The 20,777-nt window shown below is 72.9% G+C and carries 20 protein-coding genes; 14 read left to right on the plus strand and 6 right to left on the minus strand.

Going from position 1 to position 20,777, the window contains the following annotated elements:
* Window positions 1–145 precede the first annotated feature (145 nt).
* The 3 genes from KVF89_RS13855 to hemB all read left to right on the plus strand — a co-directional run bounded on the left by KVF89_RS13855 (window position 146) and on the right by hemB (window position 3,129).
* Window positions 146–667 carry a SigE family RNA polymerase sigma factor gene (locus KVF89_RS13855; RefSeq protein ID WP_257426290.1) on the plus strand — a complete coding sequence of 174 codons (522 nt, stop codon included), beginning with the start codon at window positions 146–148 and terminating at the stop codon, window positions 665–667.
* Between the two features lie 28 nt (window positions 668–695).
* Window positions 696–2,045, plus strand: coding sequence for a hypothetical protein (locus tag KVF89_RS13860; protein ID WP_257426291.1), 1,350 nt, complete (start codon window positions 696–698; stop codon window positions 2,043–2,045).
* Window positions 2,046–2,133: 88 nt separating this feature from the next.
* Window positions 2,134–3,129: a porphobilinogen synthase gene (hemB, locus tag KVF89_RS13865; RefSeq protein ID WP_257426292.1), complete on the plus strand. Its 996-nt coding sequence runs from the start codon at window positions 2,134–2,136 to the stop codon at window positions 3,127–3,129.
* 187 nt (window positions 3,130–3,316) lie between these two features.
* Here hemB and KVF89_RS13870 read toward each other — a convergent pair whose 3' ends face one another.
* From KVF89_RS13870 to KVF89_RS13885, 4 genes are all read right to left on the minus strand, one after another.
* The gene (locus KVF89_RS13870; RefSeq protein WP_257426294.1) at window positions 3,317–4,387 is read right to left on the minus strand and encodes a glycosyltransferase; all 1,071 of its coding nucleotides are present in this window, start codon (window positions 4,385–4,387) and stop codon (window positions 3,317–3,319) included.
* A complete protein-coding gene (locus tag KVF89_RS13875; RefSeq protein ID WP_257426295.1) occupies window positions 4,384–5,310 on the minus strand; it encodes a Gfo/Idh/MocA family protein in 927 nt (308 codons plus the stop codon). Before KVF89_RS13875 ends, KVF89_RS13870 begins: the two co-directional genes overlap by 4 nt.
* Window positions 5,307–5,843, minus strand: a complete 537-nt coding sequence (locus KVF89_RS13880) for a dTDP-4-dehydrorhamnose 3,5-epimerase family protein (protein ID WP_257427610.1) — start codon at window positions 5,841–5,843, stop codon at window positions 5,307–5,309. The genes KVF89_RS13875 and KVF89_RS13880 overlap by 4 nt, the downstream gene beginning before the upstream one ends.
* Before the next feature lie 148 nt (window positions 5,844–5,991).
* Window positions 5,992–7,224, minus strand: coding sequence for a lytic transglycosylase domain-containing protein (locus tag KVF89_RS13885; RefSeq protein WP_257426297.1), 1,233 nt, complete (start codon window positions 7,222–7,224; stop codon window positions 5,992–5,994).
* 209 nt (window positions 7,225–7,433) lie between these two features.
* Here KVF89_RS13885 and hemL point away from each other — a divergent pair, with 209 nt between their 5' ends.
* Genes hemL through ccsB form a run of 6 tightly spaced genes read left to right on the plus strand, consistent with a single transcriptional unit; the run spans window position 7,434 to window position 13,463 of the window.
* Window positions 7,434–8,756 carry a glutamate-1-semialdehyde 2,1-aminomutase gene (gene hemL, locus KVF89_RS13890; RefSeq protein ID WP_257426299.1) on the plus strand — a complete coding sequence of 441 codons (1,323 nt, stop codon included), beginning with the start codon at window positions 7,434–7,436 and terminating at the stop codon, window positions 8,754–8,756.
* Complete coding sequence (locus KVF89_RS13895) at window positions 8,753–9,445, plus strand: histidine phosphatase family protein (RefSeq protein ID WP_257426301.1); 693 nt, start codon at window positions 8,753–8,755, stop codon at window positions 9,443–9,445. Before hemL ends, KVF89_RS13895 begins: the two co-directional genes overlap by 4 nt.
* Window positions 9,442–10,023, plus strand: coding sequence for a TlpA disulfide reductase family protein (locus KVF89_RS13900; RefSeq protein WP_257426302.1), 582 nt, complete (start codon window positions 9,442–9,444; stop codon window positions 10,021–10,023). Before KVF89_RS13895 ends, KVF89_RS13900 begins: the two co-directional genes overlap by 4 nt.
* A complete protein-coding gene (locus KVF89_RS13905) occupies window positions 10,016–10,777 on the plus strand; it encodes a cytochrome c biogenesis CcdA family protein (RefSeq protein WP_257426304.1) in 762 nt (253 codons plus the stop codon). The genes KVF89_RS13900 and KVF89_RS13905 overlap by 8 nt, the downstream gene beginning before the upstream one ends.
* Window positions 10,774–12,399, plus strand: coding sequence for a cytochrome c biogenesis protein ResB (gene resB / locus KVF89_RS13910; protein WP_257426306.1), 1,626 nt, complete (start codon window positions 10,774–10,776; stop codon window positions 12,397–12,399). Before KVF89_RS13905 ends, resB begins: the two co-directional genes overlap by 4 nt.
* A complete protein-coding gene (gene ccsB / locus KVF89_RS13915; protein WP_257426307.1) occupies window positions 12,396–13,463 on the plus strand; it encodes a c-type cytochrome biogenesis protein CcsB in 1,068 nt (355 codons plus the stop codon). Before resB ends, ccsB begins: the two co-directional genes overlap by 4 nt.
* 36 nt (window positions 13,464–13,499) lie before the next feature.
* Here the strand turns inward: ccsB and KVF89_RS13920 are convergent, their stop codons facing one another.
* Window positions 13,500–13,739: a hypothetical protein gene (locus tag KVF89_RS13920; RefSeq protein WP_257426309.1), complete on the minus strand. Its 240-nt coding sequence runs from the start codon at window positions 13,737–13,739 to the stop codon at window positions 13,500–13,502.
* A gap of 82 nt (window positions 13,740–13,821) precedes the next feature.
* Between KVF89_RS13920 and KVF89_RS13925 the strand changes: the two genes are divergently transcribed.
* The gene (locus KVF89_RS13925) at window positions 13,822–14,085 is read left to right on the plus strand and encodes a DUF4229 domain-containing protein (protein WP_257426310.1); all 264 of its coding nucleotides are present in this window, start codon (window positions 13,822–13,824) and stop codon (window positions 14,083–14,085) included.
* 40 nt (window positions 14,086–14,125) lie between these two features.
* On the opposite strand, the gene KVF89_RS13930 is transcribed toward KVF89_RS13925, so the two are convergent.
* Complete coding sequence (locus tag KVF89_RS13930; RefSeq protein ID WP_257426311.1) at window positions 14,126–15,007, minus strand: 1,4-dihydroxy-2-naphthoate polyprenyltransferase; 882 nt, start codon at window positions 15,005–15,007, stop codon at window positions 14,126–14,128.
* Between the two features lie 115 nt (window positions 15,008–15,122).
* Between KVF89_RS13930 and KVF89_RS13935 the strand changes: the two genes are divergently transcribed.
* From KVF89_RS13935 to KVF89_RS13950, 4 genes are all read left to right on the plus strand, one after another.
* Entirely contained in the window at window positions 15,123–16,148 is a 1,026-nt protein-coding gene (locus KVF89_RS13935; protein ID WP_257426313.1) for an AMP-binding protein, read from the plus strand.
* Window positions 16,145–17,113: an o-succinylbenzoate synthase gene (locus tag KVF89_RS13940; protein WP_257426315.1), complete on the plus strand. Its 969-nt coding sequence runs from the start codon at window positions 16,145–16,147 to the stop codon at window positions 17,111–17,113. Before KVF89_RS13935 ends, KVF89_RS13940 begins: the two co-directional genes overlap by 4 nt.
* Window positions 17,110–18,717: a 2-succinyl-5-enolpyruvyl-6-hydroxy-3-cyclohexene-1-carboxylic-acid synthase gene (menD, locus tag KVF89_RS13945; protein ID WP_257426316.1), complete on the plus strand. Its 1,608-nt coding sequence runs from the start codon at window positions 17,110–17,112 to the stop codon at window positions 18,715–18,717. Before KVF89_RS13940 ends, menD begins: the two co-directional genes overlap by 4 nt.
* Before the next feature lie 165 nt (window positions 18,718–18,882).
* Window positions 18,883–20,748: a cation:proton antiporter domain-containing protein gene (locus tag KVF89_RS13950; RefSeq protein WP_257426318.1), complete on the plus strand. Its 1,866-nt coding sequence runs from the start codon at window positions 18,883–18,885 to the stop codon at window positions 20,746–20,748.
* The last annotated feature ends 29 nt before the right edge of the window (window positions 20,749–20,777 follow it).

The raw sequence follows: 20,777 nt of genomic DNA on the forward strand, positions 1-20,777 counted from the left end.
CAGACAAGTTCAGTTTGCGCCGGGTCGGCGAGGTTCTCTGCTGAGTTTGCGCCGGGTCGGCGTGGATTTCGGATCAGTTTGTGCCGGGTCGGTGCAACCTGGTCGGGTGGTCAGTGCGTTGGGTCCGTCATGGAGTGGATGACCGATGCGTGACGAGGACGAGTTCGTCGCCTTCGCCCAGGGGGCGCGCGACCGGCTGCGCCGGACGGCGTACCTGCTGTGCGGTGACTGGGAGCGGGCGGCGGACCACGTCCAGGATGCGCTGATCCGGGTGTACGTCGCCTGGCCGCGGCTGACCCGGGCCGGGCGCGAGTACGGCTACGCCCGCAAGGCCCTGGTGAGTGTCGTGTTCGACCATGCCCGACGGCGGTCGAGCACCGAGCTGGTCATGGAGGCCGATGTCCAGCGACCGGACGGCATCGACGTCGCCGACCTGGTCACTGCCCGCGCGACCCTGCTGCAGGTGATGGCCGAGCTGCCGCCACGCCAGCGGGCGTGCGTGGTGCTGCGGTACTTCGACGACCTCAGCGTCGCCGACACCGCGCGGGCACTGGGCTGCAGCGAGGGCACCGTCAAGAGCCAGACGGCGCGTGCGCTGGACCGGCTCCGCTCCGTGTTCGAGGACTCGTCGTTCGGCGAGCTGACCCTGGGAGCCGGAAAGTGGTGACGACCGTGGAGATGACCGTGGAGATGACATGGTGAACGAGATGCGTGCCCTGCTGCACGAGGCGGCGGCGACCCCGCCGGCCGACGACATCGACCTGGCCGCGGTCCTCGCCGGCGGCCGCCAGCGGGTACGGCGGCGCCGGGCCCGGCTCGCGGGCGGGCTGGCCGTGGCGGTGGTCGGCGTGGTGGCCGCCGGCACCCTGGTGAGCCAAGGGGCCGACGGCCGGGACACGCCCGCCGCGAGCGTCGTTCCCCGCCCCGACGGACCGGTCATCGGGCTCTCCGACGCCGCCCAGGCCAAGGAAGGCGTCGACTACGACGTGCTCGCGTCGTACACGAACGAGGACCTCGACGCGGCCAACGGGCAGTACTACGACGGCGTCACCGACGACGGGCTGATCCTGTTCCGCGACGGGCCGCACGGTCCGGAGAACAAGATCCGCTACGCCCTGCTCGACCCGGCCACGGGCGAGAAGGACTGGCTGCCGCCGGTCGAGCCGAGCGACCAGGTCTGGGCCGTCGAGCTCGGGGCCGAGCGGCTGGTGCTGGCCGGTGTCCGCCCGAAGGACGGCATGGACCTGACCGGTGCCCTCGTGGCGCACGTCTACGACCGGGGGACGCGTACCTGGTCGACCACCACCTGGGCGGGCCTGCCTGCCGTCACGGGGATCCGGAGCCCCGTGCTGGGGCCGGACGGGCGGCTCTACGTCCGTGTCCCCGCGACCCAGGGATCGCCGCCCCCGGGCGGCTGGCCGACGGGACCCGACGGCGAGGCCGACGACGCCGGCGCCGAGGGCGAGACGTACGACCTGTGGTCGGTGTCGCTGAGCGACCCGGCCGACGTCCGCGACGAGAGGCTGCGCGTCGGCTCGGTCGCCTTCACCGACGACGCGATGATCTGGTCGGCCGCGTCCAACGGCATCAACCTGCGCATCCATGTCCGCGACCTGGCCACCGGCGCCGAGCACGACTTCGACCCGAAGTCGGGGAAGCGGTGCAACCTGCTGGGCTTCGGCGCCGTGGCGGACCGGGTCGTGCTCAGCCAGTACTGCGGCACGTACGACAACGGCCGCGACGACCGGATCCAGGTCCTCACGACCGACGGTGACCTGGTCACCACGATCCAGGGCGACGGCATCGACGGCTGGGTCACCGGCGGCGTGGTCAAGGTGAGCTCCCACGACCGGAACCGGGCCGGGTTGTTCGTCTACGAGCCTGACAGCGGGCGCTTCACGCGCATCTCCGACGCCAACTCGTCGTACGGGCTCGGCGGACCGACGCCGGAGGGCTACCTCCTGTGGGACACCCCCGTCGGCAAGGCGAGCAGCCCCCAGGAGCCGATCCCGGGAGCCACCCAGTGGCTGGCGAGGTGGCGCTGAGGCTCGCTTCGCCTGGATCCGTGGGTGAGTGCCGCGTAGGAGGTGGCCATCCACGGATCCAGGCTCAGGGCTGCGCGACAATGGTGGGATGAACGAGATCCAGCACCCGATCGTCCGTCCCCGTCGCCTGCGGACCACGGCGGCGATGCGGGACCTCGTGGCCGGGAGCACGCTGCGGCCGAACCAGCTGGTGCTGCCCGCCTTCGTCCGCGAGGGCGCCGCGGAGCCCATCCCGATCGGCTCGATGCCGGGCGTGGTCCAGCACACCCGCGACTCGCTGCGGAAGGCCGCGGTCGAGGCCGCCGAGGCCGGACTGCGCGGGATCATGCTGTTCGGCGTACCGGAGACCAAGGACGCGACCGGCACCGGCGCCACCGATCCCGACGGGATCCTCAACGTCGCCATCGCCGACGTCGTCAGCGAGGTCGGCGACGCGCTGGTCGTGATGGGCGACCTGTGTCTCGACGAGTTCACCGACCACGGCCACTGCGGCGTCCTCGACGCCGCCGGCCGGGTCGACAACGACGCCACCTTGGAGCGGTACGCCGAGATGGCGGTCGTGCAGGCCCGGGCCGGCGCCCACATGGTCGGTCCCAGCGGCATGATGGACGGCCAGGTCGCGGTGGTCCGCGACGCGCTGGACGATGCCGGGTTCACCGACACCGCGATCCTCGCCTACTCGGCGAAGTACGCCTCCGCCTTCTTCGGGCCCTTCCGCGAGGCCGTCGACAGCGCGCTGCAGGGTGACCGCCGCACCTACCAGCAGGACGGGCGCCGCGATGCCGGCGAGGGTGTGCGCGAGGCCCTGCTCGACATCGAGGAGGGCGCCGACATCGTCATGGTGAAGCCCGCACTGGCCTATCTCGACGTGCTGCGGCGGGTGGCCGACGCCGCTGCCGAGCTCGGCGTGCCGACGGCGGCGTACAACATCTCGGGCGAGTACGCCATGCTCGAGGCGGCCGCCGCCCACGGCTGGATCGACCGCGAGCCGGCCATCCTCGAGACCCTCACCTCGATCCGGCGGGCCGGTGCCGACATCATCCTCACCTACTGGGCCACCGAGGCAGCCGGCCTGCTGCGCTGAGTCGCTGGGCCGAGCGTGTCGGAGATCGAGCTCGCCGCCCGGTCCTCGCTGCGCTCGGACCGCGGGCTTCGCGCGATGCGCTGCGCGCGTCCGCCACGCTGCCGGCCACGCGGTCGAGTCCAGCGGCACCACCGCAGACCTGGCGGCAACACCGAGTCGTTGGGCCGAGCGGGTCCGAGATCGAGCGCTACCGGTCGCGCCGGCCGGTGAGCCGGCGCAAGGGCGCGCTCAGCCGCCAGGAGCGCGAGGCCCGGATGGTCGCCAGCTCCTCGGCCAGGGCGGTGTTGCGGCGACGCAGGCCGGCGACCTGGGCGCGCAGCCTGCGGATCCGGGCGCGGCGACGCAGGCTCGCCTGCCGCTGGCGGCCGGCCTCCTCACCCGCCTGCACGAACGCGGCGTGGGTGGCCTCGAGCTGTGTCGTGAGGTCGGCGATCGCCGCGACCGCCCGGTCGTGCGCCTCACTGAGCTGGTCGCGGTGAGTCACCGCGGTGTCGAGATGGGCCCACAGGTCGGCGAAGGCGCGCTGCCGGAAGTCGTCGCGGGCGCCGGCCGAGCCGAGCAGCCCGGCGGCGACCCGCCGGCTCTCCGCGGCGCGCTCCGCCAGGTCCGCGTCGGTGCGCTCGGCCGCCGACAGGCTGACGCCCTGCACCGAGAAGCGGGTCGCCAGCCGGAGGCCGGGGGTGTCGAGGAACGCGCGCCACATGTGCAGGTCGCTCCAGACGTCCGTCGGAGCGGGCTCCCAGCCGTGGACCAGCCGGCGGTAGGCAGCGAGCCGGTAGCCCGCCACGCTCGGCCCGAAGAAGTTGAACGGCTCGGTGCGCATCCGCTCGCGCGCTTGTGGATCGGCGAGGTCGCCATGGTGCAGTGCCACGGCACCGTCCGGTGTCAGTCGCGCCTGCAGCAGGTTGCCGAAGTCGACGTCGGCCAGCAGCCGCTCGAGCTCGGCCAGATGCTCAGGGAACCAGAGGTCGTCGTCGGCCAACTGGGCCACCAGCGGGCGCTCCGACTCCACGGCCTCCTGGAGCACGCGGTGCCGGTGTGCCTCGCCGTGGCGCTCGCCCTTGGGCAGGTCGAGCACGCGGACGCGAGGGTCGCGGGCGGCGTAGTCCCGGGCGCAGGCAGCGGTCTCGGGTGGCGCGCCGTCGCAGATCACCACAAGGTCGAAGTCGGTCAGCGTCTGCGCCAGCACCGACTCGATCGCCAACGGCAGCATCGCCGGCGGGCGGTGCACCGGCAGCATCACCGTGAAGCCCCTCAAGCGGTCGCTCCCGGGAGCCCGGCCATGGTGCGCAGCGTGGCGATGGCGCGGACGACGGACAGGGCCTCGATCGCGCTGGAGCGGGGCGCGGGGCCACCGGCGAGATGTTCTAGGAAGGCCCGCAGCTCGGCCTCCAGCGGGAGCTCGGCCCCCACGGCGCGCTCGCGGCTCTCGGGGGTGATCCCGACACCGTCGACCGTGCCGGCCAGCAGGATCCGGTCGTCCCAGGAGTCCGCGAGCTGACCCGATCCGTGCTCGCCGACCACCACGACCGTGCGGCAGTTCACCGGATGGTCGGCGGAGACCTCACAGGTCACGAGCGGCCCGTCGTCGTCGCGCAGCACCGCGACCAGGCCGCTGCCCGAGGTGTCCGGTGCGGCCGCGAACCGCGGCTGAGGGAGCGAGCCGAGGATCTCGATCGCGATCGACAGGTCGTGCGGGAGCAGGATCCACACGGCGTCGACGTCGCGGTGGGGGTTGCCCCAGCCGAGCCGGTGGCTGGTGATACTGCGGATCGGGCCGAAGGCACCGGACCTGGCCAGCCGGGCGAGCTCGACGACCCCGGGGTGATAGCGCCACTTGTCCATCACGAAGATCCGCTCGCCGGCGGCGTCGACCAGCTCGGCGGCGGACGCGGGATCCGCGGTGAGCGGCTTCTCCACGAACATCGGCCGGCCGCGGGGGAGGAGCGCTCGGACCGCCTCGGCATGCCGCACGGTGAGGGGGGCGATGACATACCCGTCGGCATCGGGCAGATCGGCGGCCGTGGCCGCGACAGATGCAGCACCGGCATCGAGCGCGGCCGCTCGCGAGGACTCTGACGGTACGGCGACGTGGACCTCGGCGCCCAGGGCGCGCAGGTCGCGGAAGATCAGCCGTCCCCATCGTCCGAAGCCGACCAGGCCGACGGTGGGCGTGCTCACCGGGTGGAACCGGTGAGATAGGCCGCGCGCATCGTCGCGTAGTCCGGTGCGACCCGGTCGCGCTCGGAGAGCAGCGGGTCGGCGCCGACCGGCCAGTCGAGGCCCAGCGCCGGTTCGTCGTACCGGCAGCCGAGCTCGTCGGCGACGTTCCAGTACCTGTCCACGCCGTACAGGTGCACGCTCGGCTCCGGGAACCAGAACCCGTGGCCCACGCCGGGCGGGATGGCCACGGCGACCGGCGCGGCCGCGTCGATGGTCAACATCGAGGAGAGCCCAGCCGACGGGCTCTCGGGCCGCAGGTCGTGCAGACCGAGGACAAGGGTGCCGGCCAGGACCGTGAGGTAGTCGTGGTGGCTCACGTGGACGTGCACGCCACGCATCACGCCCGCATGGGAGCGGACTGCGTTCCATTGCACCGGCCGCAGGTCGGTGTCCCACTCGTCGCGGAAGACCTCGACGAACTGGCCCCGCTCGTCGGCGTGGGCGGTGAGCGGCACGACCCGTACGCCGGCCAGGCCGGTCTCCTCGCTCATGATCGTCACGCCGCCTCCTCGCCCTTCTGCTGACGGGTGCACACGCTAGCGCGGTCCGGCCAGGTCTTTCCCGAGATCTCGTCGGCACAGACGAGAGCCCCGGAAACCTGGGGGTCGGTCCGGGGCTCTCGTGGCTGGTGCGGGGTGACTACGGCGTCTTGAGGCCGTAGCTCAGCAGGCAGTTCAGCAGCTGCACCGTCTGGGTGAGCTTCGGGAACTCCTTCTGGCAGGCGGCCGCGGCCTCCTGCTTGGTGAGCAGGCCGAGGACACCGCTGATCACGTTCGAGGTGACCGCGCCGACGCCCTCGTCCACGCCGGTGACGACGTCGTCGAGCGGAGCCGGGAGCGCCGGGGCCGACGGGGTGCCGGGCTTGGGCTGGGTGGGCTTCTCGTTGCCGCTCCCGCCGCTGCCCCCGTTGCCGGCTCCCGCGGGCGGCGCGGGGACGGTCGGGTCGGCGGTGGGCGTGCCCGTGCCGGTCGAGCCCTTCGAGCCCTTCGAGCCCTTGTCCTTGTTGATCGCGCCGGGGCTGCGGACGTCGAAGCTCGGCGGCTCGGGGACGACGTAGCCCGCCGCGGTCGCGTTGTTCGGGACCGAGGTGAAGTCGCCCTCGAGGTAGGCGTTCATGATCTTCAGGACCAGGTCGACGTACGCCTGGCTGTGGTTGTAGCGGTAGACCGCGGCACGCTGGCCGACGACCGTGGAGAGGTCGCCGTCGCCGGAGCAGAGGTAGACCGCGGCCGCGAGGGCCGCGTCGTCGATGTCCTGCGGGTTGCGGGCGGCGTCGTCATCGGCGTCCACGCCCACGACCTGCCAGGTCGACGGGATGAACTGCATCGGGCCGACCGCGCGGTCCCACTGGGTGTCGTTGTCGTAGACGCCCGCGTCGGTGTCGGAGATCGCCTTGACGCCGCTCTGGCCGTCGAGCGCGGGACCGTAGATCCCGGGGGTGGCGACGCCGTCGTTGTCGAGGACGTTGCCGCCGAAGCGACCGTGGTTGGACTCCACCCGGCCGATCGCGGCGATCAGCTGCCAGGTGATGTTGCAGGACTCGTCGGCCGAGTTGATGACGGTCTCGGCCCGCTGGTAGGCGGCCAGGGCCGCGGCGGGGATCGCGTTGGTCGACGCGGCGGAGACGATGCCCGCCTCGTTGCCGTCCTCGAGGCCCTCGACCGAGGCCGGGTCCGAGAGGCTCGCGGGGTCGTCGATCGACTCCTCGGGCACGCTGGTGCCGTCGGTCACCTGACCGGGCGTCTCAGCGGCCTGGACGGGCGAGCCGACGCCGCCGATGCCCGCGACCGACGCGGTCCATGCTGCCGACAGCAGGGCGAGCGGAATGATGGTGGCGACGCGCTGCAGCCGCCCCAGACGCTTCCTCGACATGTCTTGACTCTCTCCCCTGGCCACGAGTGACCCCATCGCGTGGGCTCTCCCTCAGTGCCCACCTGTGCACTGAGTCAACGAATCGTGACACACCGACGTTACGGGTGTCACATGATCCAGCGCACAACTCTGGGGACGTGCTATGGGCCTGATGCACAAAGACAGACGGCGATGACGGGCCGTTGGGACCCATCGGCGACAATGGCGCGGTGTCCGCACCCCAGACATCCACCTCGGAGGCCCTCTTCGCTCGGGCGCGTGAGGTGACCCCCGGCGGGGTCAACTCCCCGGTCCGTGCGTTCAACGCGGTCGGCGGCACCCCCCGCTTCATCCGCTCGGCGGCCGGGCCGTGGCTGACCGACGTCGACGGCAACGAGTACGTCGACCTGATCTGCTCCTGGGGCCCGATGCTGCTCGGCCACGGGCACCCCGCGGTGGTCCAGGCGGTCCAGGCGGCCGTGAGCCGCGGGACGTCGTACGGCACGCCGACCGAGGGCGAGGTCGCGCTGGTCGAGGCGATCGTGGCGCGCACCCCGGTCGAGCGGCTCCGCCTGGTCTCGTCGGGCACCGAGGCGACCATGTCGGCGATCCGGCTCGCGCGCGGGTTCACCGGCCGCGACGTGGTCGTGAAGTTCGCCGGCTGCTACCACGGCCACGTCGACTCGCTGCTCGCCGCGGCCGGCTCCGGGCTGACCACCTTCTCCATCCCGGGCACCCCGGGCGTTCCGGCCAGCTCCACGGAGCTGACCCTCGTATTGCCCTACAACGACCGTGCGGCGGTCGCCGCGGTCTTCGCCGAGCACGGCGACCGGATCGCCTGCCTGATCACCGAGGCGGCCCCCGGCAACATGGGCGTGGTCCCACCGGCGCCCGGGTTCAACCGGTTCCTCGCCGAGACCTGCCGGGCCCACGGCGCGCTGTTCGTCAGCGACGAGGTGATGACCGGCTTCCGGGTCTCGAAGGCCGGCCAGTGGGGCACCGACGGCGCCGTCGAGGGCTGGGCGCCCGACCTGATGACCTTCGGCAAGGTGATGGGCGGCGGCTTCCCGGCCGCGGCGTTCGGCGGCCGAGCCGACGTGATGGCCCACCTCGCGCCCGAGGGGCCGGTCTACCAGGCGGGCACGCTCGCCGGGAACCCCGTCGCCACCGCGGCCGGCCTGGCCACGCTGAGCGCCGCGACCGACGAGGTCTACGCCCGCCTCGACGCGGTCGCCGATGCCCTGCGGGCCGGCATCGCGGAGAGCTTCGGCGCCGTCGGGCTGCCGCACGTCATCCAGTCGACCGGGTCGATGTTCTCGGTGTTCTTCACCGAGAGTCCCGTGAAGGACTTCGCGGAGGCGCAGGGCACCAGCGTGCCGGCGTACGCCGCCCTCTTCCACGCGATGCTGGACCAGGGAGTGCACCTGCCTCCGTCGGCGTTCGAGGCGTGGTTCGTCTCGTCGTCCCACGACGACCGGGCCGTCCAGCAGGTCCTCGACGCACTGCCCGCCGCCGCCCGCGCGGCCGCCGCGGCCCTGGAGGAGAACGCATGACCCCCGACACGATCGTCCACCTGGTCCGCCACGGCGAGGTCCACAACCCCGAGGGCATCCTCTACGGCCGCCGCGACGGCTTCCACCTCTCCACCCGTGGCCGCGCGATGGCCGACCGGGTCGCCGCGGCGCTCAAGGGCAACGACATCGCCCTGATCCGGTCGTCGCCGCTGGAGCGCGCGCAGGAGACCGCCGCGCCCCTGGCCGCCGCGCTCGGGCTCGAGGTCGGACGCGAGGCGCGGGTCATCGAGTCGGAGAACCGGTTCGAGGGGCTGACCTTCGGCAAGGGCAACAACGCGCTGCGCAATCCACTGCTGTGGCGCCACCTCTACAACCCGTTCCGGCCGTCGTGGGGCGAGCCCTACCGCCGGATCGTCGAGCGGATGATGGCCGCCGTCCACGACGCCCGGCGCGACGCCGCCGGCCACGAGGCCGTGCTCGTCTCCCACCAGCTGCCGATCTGGACGACCCGCCTGGCCGCCGAGAAGCGCTCGTTCCTGCACGACCCCCGCAAGCGGCAGTGCACGCTGTGCTCGATCACGTCCTTCGGGTTCGCGGGCGAGGACCTGGTCGAGATCTCGTACGCCGAGCCGGCGATCGACCTGATCCCGACCGGCGACATCGCGGCGCCGTTCTCGGCCGGTGACGCGCCTGAGGAGAACCGGCCCGAGGGGACGCCCTCGGCATGAGACGCGTCGCCCGTGCCGTCCTGCTCTCCGCTTCCCTCCTCGTGGTCTCCGCCTGTAGCAACATCGGGGGGACCGGCGATCTCGACTACATCTCCGGGGACGGCAAGGTCGTCCTCGTCGACGAGGGCGACCGCGAGGAGCCGCTCGAGATCAGCGGTACGACGGTGCAGGGCGAGCCGCTGGACGTCACCGACCTGCGTGGCAAGGTCGTGGTCCTCAACGTGTGGTGGTCCGGTTGCGGCCCGTGTCGCACCGAGATGCCGATGCTCGTCGACGCCGACAAGGAGCTGGCCGAGGAGCAGCCCGACCAGGTCGCCTTCGTCGGCATCAACATCCGCGACCTCGCCGCCGAGACGGCGGCGGCGTTCGAACGGGACCGGGGCGTCGACTACCCCTCGCTCTACGACCCCGGCAGCGAGACCCTGCTCGACATGGGGCGCTACGCGCCCTACGCGCCCCCGGCGACCCTCGTGCTCGACCGCGAGGGCCGCGTGGCCGCGCTCATCAACGGGGCGATCCCGTCGAAGACGACGCTGACGAGCCTGGTCGAGGACACCCTGGCGGAGACCGATGGTTGAGTGGCTCCAGGAGCAGGCCGTCGCCGGCTCGCTCGGCCTCGCTGTGCCGGTCGCCGTCTTCGTCGGTCTCGTCTCCTTCTTCTCCCCGTGCGTGCTGCCGCTGCTCCCGGGCTACCTGTCGTACGCCACCGGGCTCTCCGGCGCCGACATCGTCTCCGGTGAGGCCGGTCAGCGGCGTGGCCGGATGCTGCTGGGCTCGGTGCTGTTCGTGCTGGGCTTCGCGGTTGTCTTCGTGCTCATGGGCGCCGCCTTCGGGTCGGTCGGCCGGTCGCTGCGGCGGTGGGACGACGAGATCCAGATGGGGCTCGGGCTGATCCTCATCGTCCTCGGCCTGGTCTTCGCCGGCGCGCTGCCGTGGCTGCAGCGTGACCTGCGGGTCCACAAGATCCCGGCGGTCGGTCTCGGCGCCGCGCCGGTGATCGGCGCGCTGTTCGCCATCGGCTGGTCGCCCTGCGTCGGGCCGACGTACGGCGTGATCGTCAACCTGACCTACGTCGACGCCACGGCGATGCGCGGCGCGCTGCTCTCGCTCTGCTACGCCCTCGGCCTGGGCATCCCGTTCATCGTCGCCGGACTGGCCTACCGCCGCACGCTCGCCCTCACCGGCTTCGTCCGGCGGCACCAGAAGTGGGTGGCGCGGATCGGCGGGGCGTTCCTGATCCTGATCGGCCTCCTCATGCTCACCGGTTGGTGGGCCGAGCTCGTGCAGTGGCTGCAGCTCCAGCTCGTCCAGAACTTCGAGGTCTCCGTATGAGCACCCCGCCACGTCCCGACGCCGCACGGCGCCCGGGCGAGCTGACCGCGCGCGAGCTGCTGCGCTGGGCGTGGCGCCAGCTCACCTCGATGCGCACGGCGCTGCTCCTGCTGCTCCTGCTCGCGCTCGCCGCCATCCCCGGCTCGGTGATCCCGCAGGCCGACGTCGACTCGCTCGCCGTCACCCGGTGGAAGGACGAGCACCCCAAGCTGACGCCGGTCTACGAGAAGCTCGACCTGTTCTCCGTCTACAGCTCGCCGTGGTTCTCGGCGATCTACCTGCTGCTGGTGCTGTCGCTCGTCGGCTGCATCATCCCGCGCCTGTTCGTCTACTACCGCGCGCTGCGGGCCCAGCCGCCGCAGGCACCCCGCAACCTGAGCCGGATGCCGGTGCAGGCGTCGTACACGACGGACCTCGCGCCGGCCGACGTCCTCGACCGGGCCCGGACGGTGCTCGGCCGCCGGCACCGCCTGCGGGTGGCGGGCGACGGCGACGACTACGTCGCCGCGGAGCGCGGCTACGTCCGCGAGGCCGGAAACCTGGTCTTCCACCTGTCTCTGCTGATCGTGCTCGCCGGCGTTGGGATGGGCAGCCTCTTGGGCTACCAGGGCGGCGTGATCCTGGTCCAGGGCTCCACCTTCAGCAACAACCTCACGCAGTACGACGACTTCAAGCCCGGCGGCCTGTTCCGCCAGGGCCAGATGAAGAACTTCCGGTTCAGCGTCGACGACTTCTCGATCGACTGGCTCAAGGACGGTCCGCGCTTCGGCCAGGCCCGCAAGTTCGAGGCCGCGTTGACCTATCGGGTCGGCAAGGGCGAGCCGCGGGAGTACGGGCTGAAGGTCAACCACCCGCTCGAGCTCGACGGCACGGACGTCTTCCTGATCGGCCACGGCTACGCCCCGGTCATCACGGTCCGCGACGGCACGGGGCAGGTCGTGCACACCGGTCCGACGGTGTTCCTGCCGCGCGATGCCAGCTTCCTGTCGTACGGCGTCGTGAAGGTCCCGACCGCGAAGCCGGGGCAGATCGGGCTGGACGGCCTGTTCTTCCCGACCTTCGAGATGGTCGACGGCAACCCGGTCACCGTGTTCGGCGACGACCTCAACCCGACGCTGTCGATGCTCGCCTACACCGGCGACCTGGGACTCGACGACGGCCGCTCGCAGTCGGTCTACGTGCTCGACAAGGCCAAGGCCACGCCGATCACCCAGGAGGACGGCAAGCCGCTGCGCGTCGATCTCCAGGTCGGTGACACCGTCGAGCTGCCCGACGGGCTCGGCTCGGTGACCTTCGAGCGGGTCGACCCCTGGATCCGGGTGCAGATCAGCCAGACGCCCGGCAAGGAGGTCGCGCTGCTCGGCGTGATCCTCGCCCTGATCGGCCTGTGCTGCTCGCTGTTCATCCGGCCGCGCCGGGTGTGGGTGCGGGCGGTCCCGGTCGGCCACGGCGACCCTGGTGATCCGGCGGCCGCGGGCGAGGGCACAATGGACGGAACCGGCGGCACTGAGCCGATGACCACCAGGGTCGAGGTCGCCGTACTCGATCGCTCCGGCAACGGTGAGATGGACGAGATCCTGACCACCGTTCTGTCGCAGCTCCAGGAGGCATCACAGTCGTGAGCAACACCGCGTGGGAGACGCTGAGCAACCAGGCCGTCGGGGCGGCCGGCATCGTCTACTTCGTCGCCCTGGTCGTCTACCTGGCCGAGTGGGCGGCCCTGCGCCAGCCGGCCGCCGAGCGCGTCCTCGTCGGCGCGGGCAGCGCGGAAGCCTCGGACGGGGCCGCGGCGCCCGAGGCATCGTCGCCCGGGGCCGCGGCGCCACGTGCCGCGCGCGTGGCCTTCCTCGGCCGCCTGGGCCTGCTGCTCACGGCGATCGCCTGCGCGGCGCACTTCGTGGCCCTGGTGGGCCGGGGCATGGCCGCCGACCCCAACCGGGTGCCGTGGGGCAACATGTACGAGTTCACGCTCTCCGGCACCTTCGTCGTCGCGCTGCTCTACCTGGTGCTCTACAAGAAGTTCGCGCTCGGCTGGATGGGTCCGCTCGTCGTCGGCTTCGTCGTCGCCACGCTCATGGTGGCCGTGATCTGGCTCTACGACGCGGTCGCGCCGCTGACCGAGTCGCTCAACTCGCCGTGGCTGGTCATCCACGTGATCTCCGCCGTGATCGCCACCGGCGCCTTCAGCCTCGGCGGGATCGTCTCGATCGTCTATCTCGTCCGGATGCGCGCGCAGCGTCGCGCCGCGGCCGCCGGCACTGAGCTCGGCGGCTGGCTGGCCCGGGTCCCGCAGCTGGACGCCCTCGACCGCCTGGCCTACCGGGTCCATGCGTTCGCGTTCCCGGTGTGGACCTTCGCGGTCCTCATCACCGGGCCGATCTGGGCGCACGAGGCGTGGTCGCGCTACTGGAACTGGGATCCCAAGGAGGTGTGGGCGTTCATCACCTGGGTCGTCTACGCCGGGTACCTCCACGCCCGCGCCACCGCCGGCTGGAAGGGCCGCAAGGCCGCAGTGCTCGCCCTCGTCGGCGTGGCCACGCTGTGGTTCAACTTCATCGGCATCAACTACTTCTCGACCACGAGCCAGCACTCGTACGCGGCCGAGCGGGTGGTCGACGCGACGACCGGAGCTGCCGGGCAGGTGGTCGAGGCAACGATCGGATCTGTCGCAGAACCGCTGTTCTGAGGACGAATCCGGTAGTTGAACCGTCGGCAGGCCGGGTCAGGCGTCCGGGTTGTCCGGCGGCTGCGGCTGGTCCTTGTGCCGCTCCTGCTGACGGCGCCGCCACTCCAGATCGCGCAGAAAGCTGTCGTCGTCGTCCGGGGCGACCGGACGGGTCGGCGGCTGCGGCTTCGACGGACGCCGGCGAGCGGGCTGCTCGCCGTACCCGCGGTCCTGGAGCCAACGGACCGCGAGGTAGGTCAGCGCCGCGAACACGAGGACGACGAGCAACAGCTTCACCCCTCCAGAGTAGGCGGTGACCGGTTGCTTCGTGGTGGGTCCCGATGACGGTGGACAACCCGCTCGCGCCTAGGCTGGAAGGGTGAAGGAGTTCTGGATCTACACCGCCATGCGGGCCGGCCTCTTCGTCGGCGCGTTCTGCCTGGTGGCCGGTGTGTGGCTGCTGGTCGCCGACACGGTCAACGTGCTGTGGATCATCGTGATCGCCTTCCTGATCAGCGGCGTCGCGTCGTACCTCCTGCTCGAGCGGCAGCGCTCCGCGTTCGCCGCCAAGGTCGAGGGGCGCGCGGACCGGATCTCCCGCAAGTACGAGGAGATGCGGTCCCGGGAGGACCAGGACGACTGAGCCGGGTGGTCCGGTGGGCCGCGGGCCCTGCGTGCGGATCTCAGCCGAGGACCAGGCCCGCGCCGGCCAGCACAGCCCACGCCAGCTCCGCGACCCCGGTCTTCTGCAGCACGGGGATGAGGGCCGGGCCCTGGGCGCCGCCGACGACGATGCGCGCACCCGCGCCGCCGGGCAGCAGGAAGCCGAGGCCGAGCAGCGCCCACCAGGTGGTGAGGGCGGCGAGGACCACCACCGCCGCCGCGGAGGCGGCGATCAGGAGGGCGTAGAAGCCCCGGGTACGGCGATCGCCGAGCCGCACGGCGAGGGTCATCTTGCCTGCGATGCGATCGGTGGGGATGTCGCGCAGGTTGTTGGCGACGAGGATCGCGCACGCGAGGGCGCCGACGCCGGCACCGGCGGCGACCGCGGCCCAGCCGCTCGTGCCCCAGTGCTCGGTCTGCACCCAGGTGGTGCCGACGACCGCCACCAGGCCGAAGAACACGAAGACCATGACCTCGCCGAGCCCCAGGTAGCCGTAGGGCTTCGAGCCGCCGGTGTAGTACCAGGCCGCGAGCACGCTGACCACGCCGACGAGGACCAGCCACCACGATGTCGTGGCGGCGAGCGCCAGTCCGGCCACCGCCGCGACGCCGAAGGACAGGAACGCCGCCCGCTTCACCGCGCCCGGCGTCGCGAGACCCGAGCCGACCAGGCGCAGCGGACCGACCCGCTCGTCGTCGGTGCCGCGGATGCCGTCGGAGTAGTCGTTGGCGTAGTTGACGCCGACCTGGAGGGCCAGGCTGACCACGGCGGCGAGCAACGCCTTCCACCACACGCCGTGGTCGTCGTACACGGCGACGGCGGTGCCGACGACGACCGGCGCGACCGCGGCCGGGAGGGTGCGGACGCGGGCACCCGCGATCCAGTGCGCTGCTGTGGCCATAGCCGTCGATTCAAGCAGGCCGGGGGCGGGGCGCGCCCAGTCGGGGTCGACGAGCGACGCCGCGTCGCGAGTGGTCCCCCGGTCGCGGGCCCGAGCGGGCGATAGCGTCTGCCGGGTGGATCCCTGGACCGTGCGTGGTCGACCCGACGAGGTCGTCGATCGGGTCGGACGCTGGCTGGCCGCGGGAGACGGCGCGGACGACGCGCCGGTGGTCGTCGAGACCTCCGGATCCACGGGTACGCCGAAGCGGGTGCTGCTGACCCGCGCCGCGCTCCTCGCCTCGGTCAGGGCCTCCGCGAGCCGCCTCGGTGCGAGCGGTCCCTGGGTGCTGGCCCTCCCGCCGACGTACGTCGCCGGGCTGCAGGTCATCGCCCGGTCTCTGGTCGCGGGCCACACCCCGACCCTGCTCGAGCGCGACGGGTGGCCGTCGGGCGAGGGCTGGTTCGTCTCGCTGGTCCCGACCCAGCTGACCCGGATGCTGTCCTCCACGGCTGATGTCGGCGCGCTGCGCCGGGCGCACACCGTGCTGCTGGGCGGTGGTCCGATCGGTGGCGCCCTGCGGGCACGAGCGGCGGACGCGGGCGTGCGGGTCGTGGCGACGTACGGCTCGGCGGAGACCGCCGGTGGCTGCGTCTACGACGGCCTGCCGCTCGACGGCGTCGCCGTGGCACTGGGGGAGGGCGGCCGGATCCGGATCGCGGGCCCCACCCTGTTCAGCGGGTACGACGGGCGGCCGGACCTGACCGGCGAGGTGCTCGTCGACGGCTGGTTCGTGACCTCCGACGCCGGGCGGTTCGACGAGGACGGGCGGCTGGTCGTGCTCGGCCGGGTCGACGACGTGATCGTGACCGGCGGGCTCAACGTGCCGGGGCCGGCCGTGGCCGAGCGGCTGCGGCTGCACCCGGAGGTCGCGTCGGCCGAGGTGCTCGGCGTACCGGATCCCGAGTGGGGGAGCCGGGTCGTCGCGTTCGTGGTGGGCCCACCGGACCTCGAGACGATGCGTGCCTGGGTCGCCGAGGCACACCCCCGCGCGTGGGCGCCGCGCCAGCTCGTCCGGCTCGACGCGATCCCGCTGCTCGCCAACGGCAAGCCCGACCGGCAGGCCCTGCTGCGCCTGGCGGCGGGAGAGGCCGCCCGATGAGGATCGTGTCCATCCCGATGCGCACACGCTTCCGCGGCATCACCGTCCGCGAGGCCGCGTTGATCGAGGGGCCGGCCGGGTGGGGGGAGTGGAGCCCGTTCCTGGAGTACTCCCCGGAGGTGGCCGAGCCCTGGCTGCGCTGCGCGGAGGAGGCGGCGGCCGGCGACTGGCCCGCGCCGGTACGCGACCGGGTCCCGGTCAACGTGACCGTGCCCGCGGTCGGACCCGAACGGGCCCACGAGATCGTCCTGGCTGGGGGCTGTCGGACCGCCAAGGTCAAGGTCGCCGAGCCCGGCCAGAGCCTCGCCGACGAGATCGCCCGGCTGGAGGCGGTCCGCGACGCCCTCGACGTCCTCGGGCCCGGCGGCCGGATCCGCGTGGACGCCAACGGCGGCTGGTCGGTCGACGACGCCGTGGCCGCGATCGGGCTGCTGGACCGCGCCGCCGGCGGACTGGAGTACGTCGAGCAGCCGGTCGCCACCGTCGAGGACCTCGCCCGCGTGCGGCGCCGGGTGAGGGTGCCGGTCGCCGCCGACGAGTCGATCCGCCGGGCCGAGGACCCCTACCGCGTGCGGGAGCTGGAGGCCGCCGACATCGCGGTGCTCAAGGTGCAGCCGCTCGGCGGCGTACGCGCCTGCCTGGAGATCGCCGAGCGCATCGGTCTGCCCGTCGTGGTGTCGAGCGCGCTGGAGACCTCGGTCGGGATCGCCGCGGGGGTCGCGCTGGCCGCCGCGCTGCCAAAGCTGCCGTATGCCTGCGGGCTGGCGACCGTGCAGCTGCTGACCGCCGACGTGGCGGTCGAGCCGCTGCTGCCGGTCGACGGCGCGCTGCCCGTCGTCCGCCCGGTCCTGTCCGACGCGCGGCTCGAGGCGCTCGCCGCCGGTCCCGAGCGGGTCGCGCACTGGGATGCCCGGCTCGCCGAGGTGCGGGCGGTACGGACCGTGCGGAAGGATCAGCGTCCATGACGGACAGCTCGTTCGCGCTCGCGGACGCCCTCGTCGCCCGGCTCCGTCGGGCCGGCGTGACCGAGGTCGTGGTCGCCCCCGGCTCGCGCAACGCACCCGCCGCGATGGCGCTGTGGGCAGCGGCGCGAGCAGGGGCGTTCCGGCTGCACACCCGCATCGACGAGCGCACCGCCGGCTTCCTCGCGCTCGGCCTCACGAAGTCGGGCGCCCGCGCCGCCGTCCTCACGACCTCCGGGACCGCCGTCGCCAACCTCCACCCCGCCGTCCTGGAGGCGGTCCACGCCGGCGTCGGGATGATCGTCGTCTCCGCCGATCGTCCCGCGCGGCTGCGCGGCACCGGTGCCAACCAGACCACCGACCAGGTGGGCATCTTCGGCCCCCTCGTCCCGACGTACGACGTCGCCTCGGTCGCGGCGCTGGACGCCGTCCCCGCCGGGTGGGACGACGTGGTCCACCTCAACGTCCAGCTCGACACACCGCTCGTCCCGGAGGTGGCCGTCGTACCGGACATTCCGGTCGTGCATGCGCCCGATCCACGACAGGAACGTCCGGTGCGACGGGAGACCCCGCTGCCGCAGGGGCCGCGGACGGTCGTGGTCGCGGGCGACGACGCCGGGCCGCCCGCGCGGCAGCTGGCGGAGACGGCGGGCTGGCCGCTGCTGGCCGAGCCGTCGAGCGGTGCGCGGACCGGCGACAACGCCCTGCGCACCTACCGGCTGCTGCTGGCGACCGGCCTGGGCGAGCGGATCGAGCGGGTCGTGGTGTTCGGCCGCCCGACCCTGTCCAGGCCGGTGACTCGGCTCCTGGAGCGCACCGACGTCGAGGTGCTCGTCGTCCCGGCCCGCGGCGTGTGGCCGGTGCGCCCAGCCGGATCCGTCCCGGTCGAGGCGCCGGGGTGGATCGGCACGCAGCCCGACGACCCCGCCTGGCTCGATGCCTGGCGCGCGGCCGACCGCGATCTCGCCCGCCGCCTCGACCGGCTGCTCGCGGAGCAGCCCGCCCTCACGCCGTACGACGTCGCGGGGGTCACGCACGCCGCCCTCCCGGCCGGGGGGCTGCTCGTCGTGGGGGCCTCCAGCCCTATTCGGGACCTCGACGTCATGGTCCGCCCGCCCGCGGTCGGCACCCGCCGCAAGGTGATCGCGAACCGCGGCCTCGCCGGCATCGACGGCACGATCAGCACCGCCGTCGGTGCCGCGCTCGGCCGCCGCGAGTCGGCCAGGAACCTCGCCCTCATGGGGGATCTGACGTTCCTCCACGACCAGACCGCGCTCGTGCTCGGCCCCGACGAGCCGCGGCCGGACCTGACGATCGTCGTGCCCAACGACGACGGGGGTGCCATCTTCTCCTCGCTGGAGCAGGGGGCGCCGGCCCACGCGGCGTCCTTCGAGCGACTCTTCGGCACCCCGCACGGCCACGACCTCGCGAGCCTGTGCGCGGCCGCGCGGATCCCGCACCTGCGGGTCGGCTCGCGACCCGAGCTCGAGCAGGCCCTGGCCAGCCCCAACGGGGGCATCGAGGTGGTCGAGGCGACCGTCAGCCGCACCGGCCGCCGCGAGCTGGACCTGCGGATCCGCGCACTCGCCACCACCCAGGAGGACTGAGCCATGATCCGCCGATGGCTGCCTACTACGCGACACCCCACGGGCGCGCTCGCTGCGTTGCAGCCGCTCGATGGTGCAACCAGACCGCCGTCGCGACTGCGCCTTGCGATCGCACCCGTGGGATGCCGCTCGCAACGGCACCCATCGGCGGATCAGGGCTGACCCATGGAGATCGCGCTCCTGCTCGTCGCCATCGCGGTGGTCGTCCTGACGGTCACCGCCCTCTCCGAGCGGGTGGAGATCCCCGCGCCGCTGACCCTGGTCGTGGTGGGTGTCGCGGCGTCGTACGTCCCCGGCGTGCCCCAGCTCCACCTCGAGCCCGAGGTCGTGCTGCTCGGCCTGCTGCCGCCGCTGCTCTACTCAGCGGCGGTCAACACCTCGCTCGTCGACTTCAACGCCAACCGGGGCCCGATCCTGCTGCTCTCCGTCGGGCTGGTGGCGTTCACGACGGTCGGCGTCGCCGTCGTCGTGAAGCTCGTGATCCCGGACCTCGGCTGGGCGCTGGCCGTCGCGATCGGTGCCGTCGTCGCGCCGCCCGACGCCGTCGCCGCGACCGCGATCGGGCGCCGGATCGGGCTGCCCCGCCGGGTCGTCACGATCCTCGAGGGTGAGTCGCTGCTCAACGACGCCAGCGCCCTGGTCGCCCTGCGCACCGCCATCGCGGCCCTCGGCGCCACGGTCGCCGCGTGGGAGGTCGGGCTCGACTTCGCGGTCGCCGCCGGCGGTGGTGCCGCGGTCGGCGGCCTCACCTTCGTCGTGGTCGGCTTCATCCGCAAGAAGGTCACCGACCCGCTGCTCGACACCGCGATCTCGCTGGTGATCCCGTTCGCGTCGTACATCCTGGCCGAGGAGGTGCACGCCTCCGGCGTGGTCGCCGTCGTCGTCGCCGGGCTGCTGCTCGGCCACGTGGCGCCGGTGCTGCAGTCGGCCCAGTCGCGGATCGCCGAGCGCACGAACTGGCGCACCATCGCCTACGTCCTGGAGAACACGGTCTTCCTCCTCATCGGCCTGCAGGCCGACTGGCTGCTCGGTGAGGTCGGTGAGAGCGAGTTCGCGGGATCCCGGATCGCGGTGGCGTGCGCGGCGGCCTTCGGTGCGTGCGTCGTGCTGCGGCTGGTCTGGGTGTTCGCGGCGAGCGGCCTCCTCCTGCGCCGCTCGGACGCGGCGCGCGGCGAGGAGCCGATGCTGTGGCGCAGCTCGTTCCTGATCGGCTGGGCCGGGATGCGGGGCGTGGTCACCCTGGCCGCCGCGTTCACCGTCCCCGAGGACACCGCGCACCGCGAGGTGCTCCTCGTCATCGCCTTCACGGTCGTCGCCGGCACCCTGCTCGGCCAGGGCATGACCCTGCCGCTGCTGGCCCGCCGGCTCAGAGTCGCCGGCCCCGACCCGCACGACGACGCGCTCGCCCGCGCCACGCTGCTCCAACAGGCGGCCAAGGCCGGGATCCATCGCCTCGACGAGCTGGCCGCCGACGCCGACGACCCCCACCAGGTGCGCGCCCTCATCATCCAGCGCATCGAGCAGCGCAACTTCGCGGCGTGGGAGCGGCTCGGCACCACCGAGGGCGAGGAGAGCCCGAGCGACCTCTACTCCCGCTGGCGCGGCGACATGATCGAGGCGGAGCGCCGGCGGGTGCTGGAGATCCGGTCCACCGGGTCGGTCCCCTCGGAGATCGTCAGCGAGGTGCTGGCCATGCTCGACGTGGAGGAGTCGATGCTCGACGCGGCGGAGGCCGCCCGCGCCGACCTGCGCTCCACGGGCCGGCAGCAGCGCCACGACGGCTGCGAGCACCTCGCCAGCACCCCGCTTCTCGACCCGCCCGACGAGCCCGCCTGTGCGGCGTGCCTTGCCGACGGCACCCGGTGGGTGGCGCTGCGGATGTGCCTGTCCTGCGGCGAGGTCGGCTGTTGCGACTCCTCCCCGGGCCGCCATGCCACGGCCCACTTCCGCACGACCCAGCATGCCGTCATGCGGTCGGTCGAGCCCGACGAGGACTGGCGGTGGTGCTTCGTGCACCACCAGACGGGCTGAGTCCGGAGCGGACCGGCGGGACTACCGTG

Origin of the sequence: Nocardioides carbamazepini (assembly GCF_024614185.1) — a bacterium.
Lineage (GTDB): Bacteria > Actinomycetota > Actinomycetes > Propionibacteriales > Nocardioidaceae > Nocardioides > Nocardioides carbamazepini.

Coding starts and splice junctions, on each gene's coding strand:
- KVF89_RS13905 (WP_257426304.1), top strand. CDS start 10,016: ATGGTTGAGTGGCTCCAGGAGCAGGCCGTCGCCGGCTCGCTCGGCCTC.
- KVF89_RS13880 (WP_257427610.1), bottom strand. CDS start 5,843: ATGAGCGAGGAGACCGGCCTGGCCGGCGTACGGGTCGTGCCGCTCACC.
- KVF89_RS13895 (WP_257426301.1), top strand. CDS start 8,753: ATGACCCCCGACACGATCGTCCACCTGGTCCGCCACGGCGAGGTCCAC.
- KVF89_RS13950 (WP_257426318.1), top strand. CDS start 18,883: ATGGAGATCGCGCTCCTGCTCGTCGCCATCGCGGTGGTCGTCCTGACG.
- KVF89_RS13855 (WP_257426290.1), top strand. CDS start 146: ATGCGTGACGAGGACGAGTTCGTCGCCTTCGCCCAGGGGGCGCGCGAC.
- KVF89_RS13930 (WP_257426311.1), bottom strand. CDS start 15,007: ATGGCCACAGCAGCGCACTGGATCGCGGGTGCCCGCGTCCGCACCCTC.
- KVF89_RS13860 (WP_257426291.1), top strand. CDS start 696: ATGGTGAACGAGATGCGTGCCCTGCTGCACGAGGCGGCGGCGACCCCG.
- menD (WP_257426316.1), top strand. CDS start 17,110: ATGACGGACAGCTCGTTCGCGCTCGCGGACGCCCTCGTCGCCCGGCTC.
- resB (WP_257426306.1), top strand. CDS start 10,774: ATGAGCACCCCGCCACGTCCCGACGCCGCACGGCGCCCGGGCGAGCTG.
- KVF89_RS13885 (WP_257426297.1), bottom strand. CDS start 7,224: ATGTCGAGGAAGCGTCTGGGGCGGCTGCAGCGCGTCGCCACCATCATT.
- KVF89_RS13900 (WP_257426302.1), top strand. CDS start 9,442: ATGAGACGCGTCGCCCGTGCCGTCCTGCTCTCCGCTTCCCTCCTCGTG.
- hemB (WP_257426292.1), top strand. CDS start 2,134: ATGAACGAGATCCAGCACCCGATCGTCCGTCCCCGTCGCCTGCGGACC.
- KVF89_RS13940 (WP_257426315.1), top strand. CDS start 16,145: ATGAGGATCGTGTCCATCCCGATGCGCACACGCTTCCGCGGCATCACC.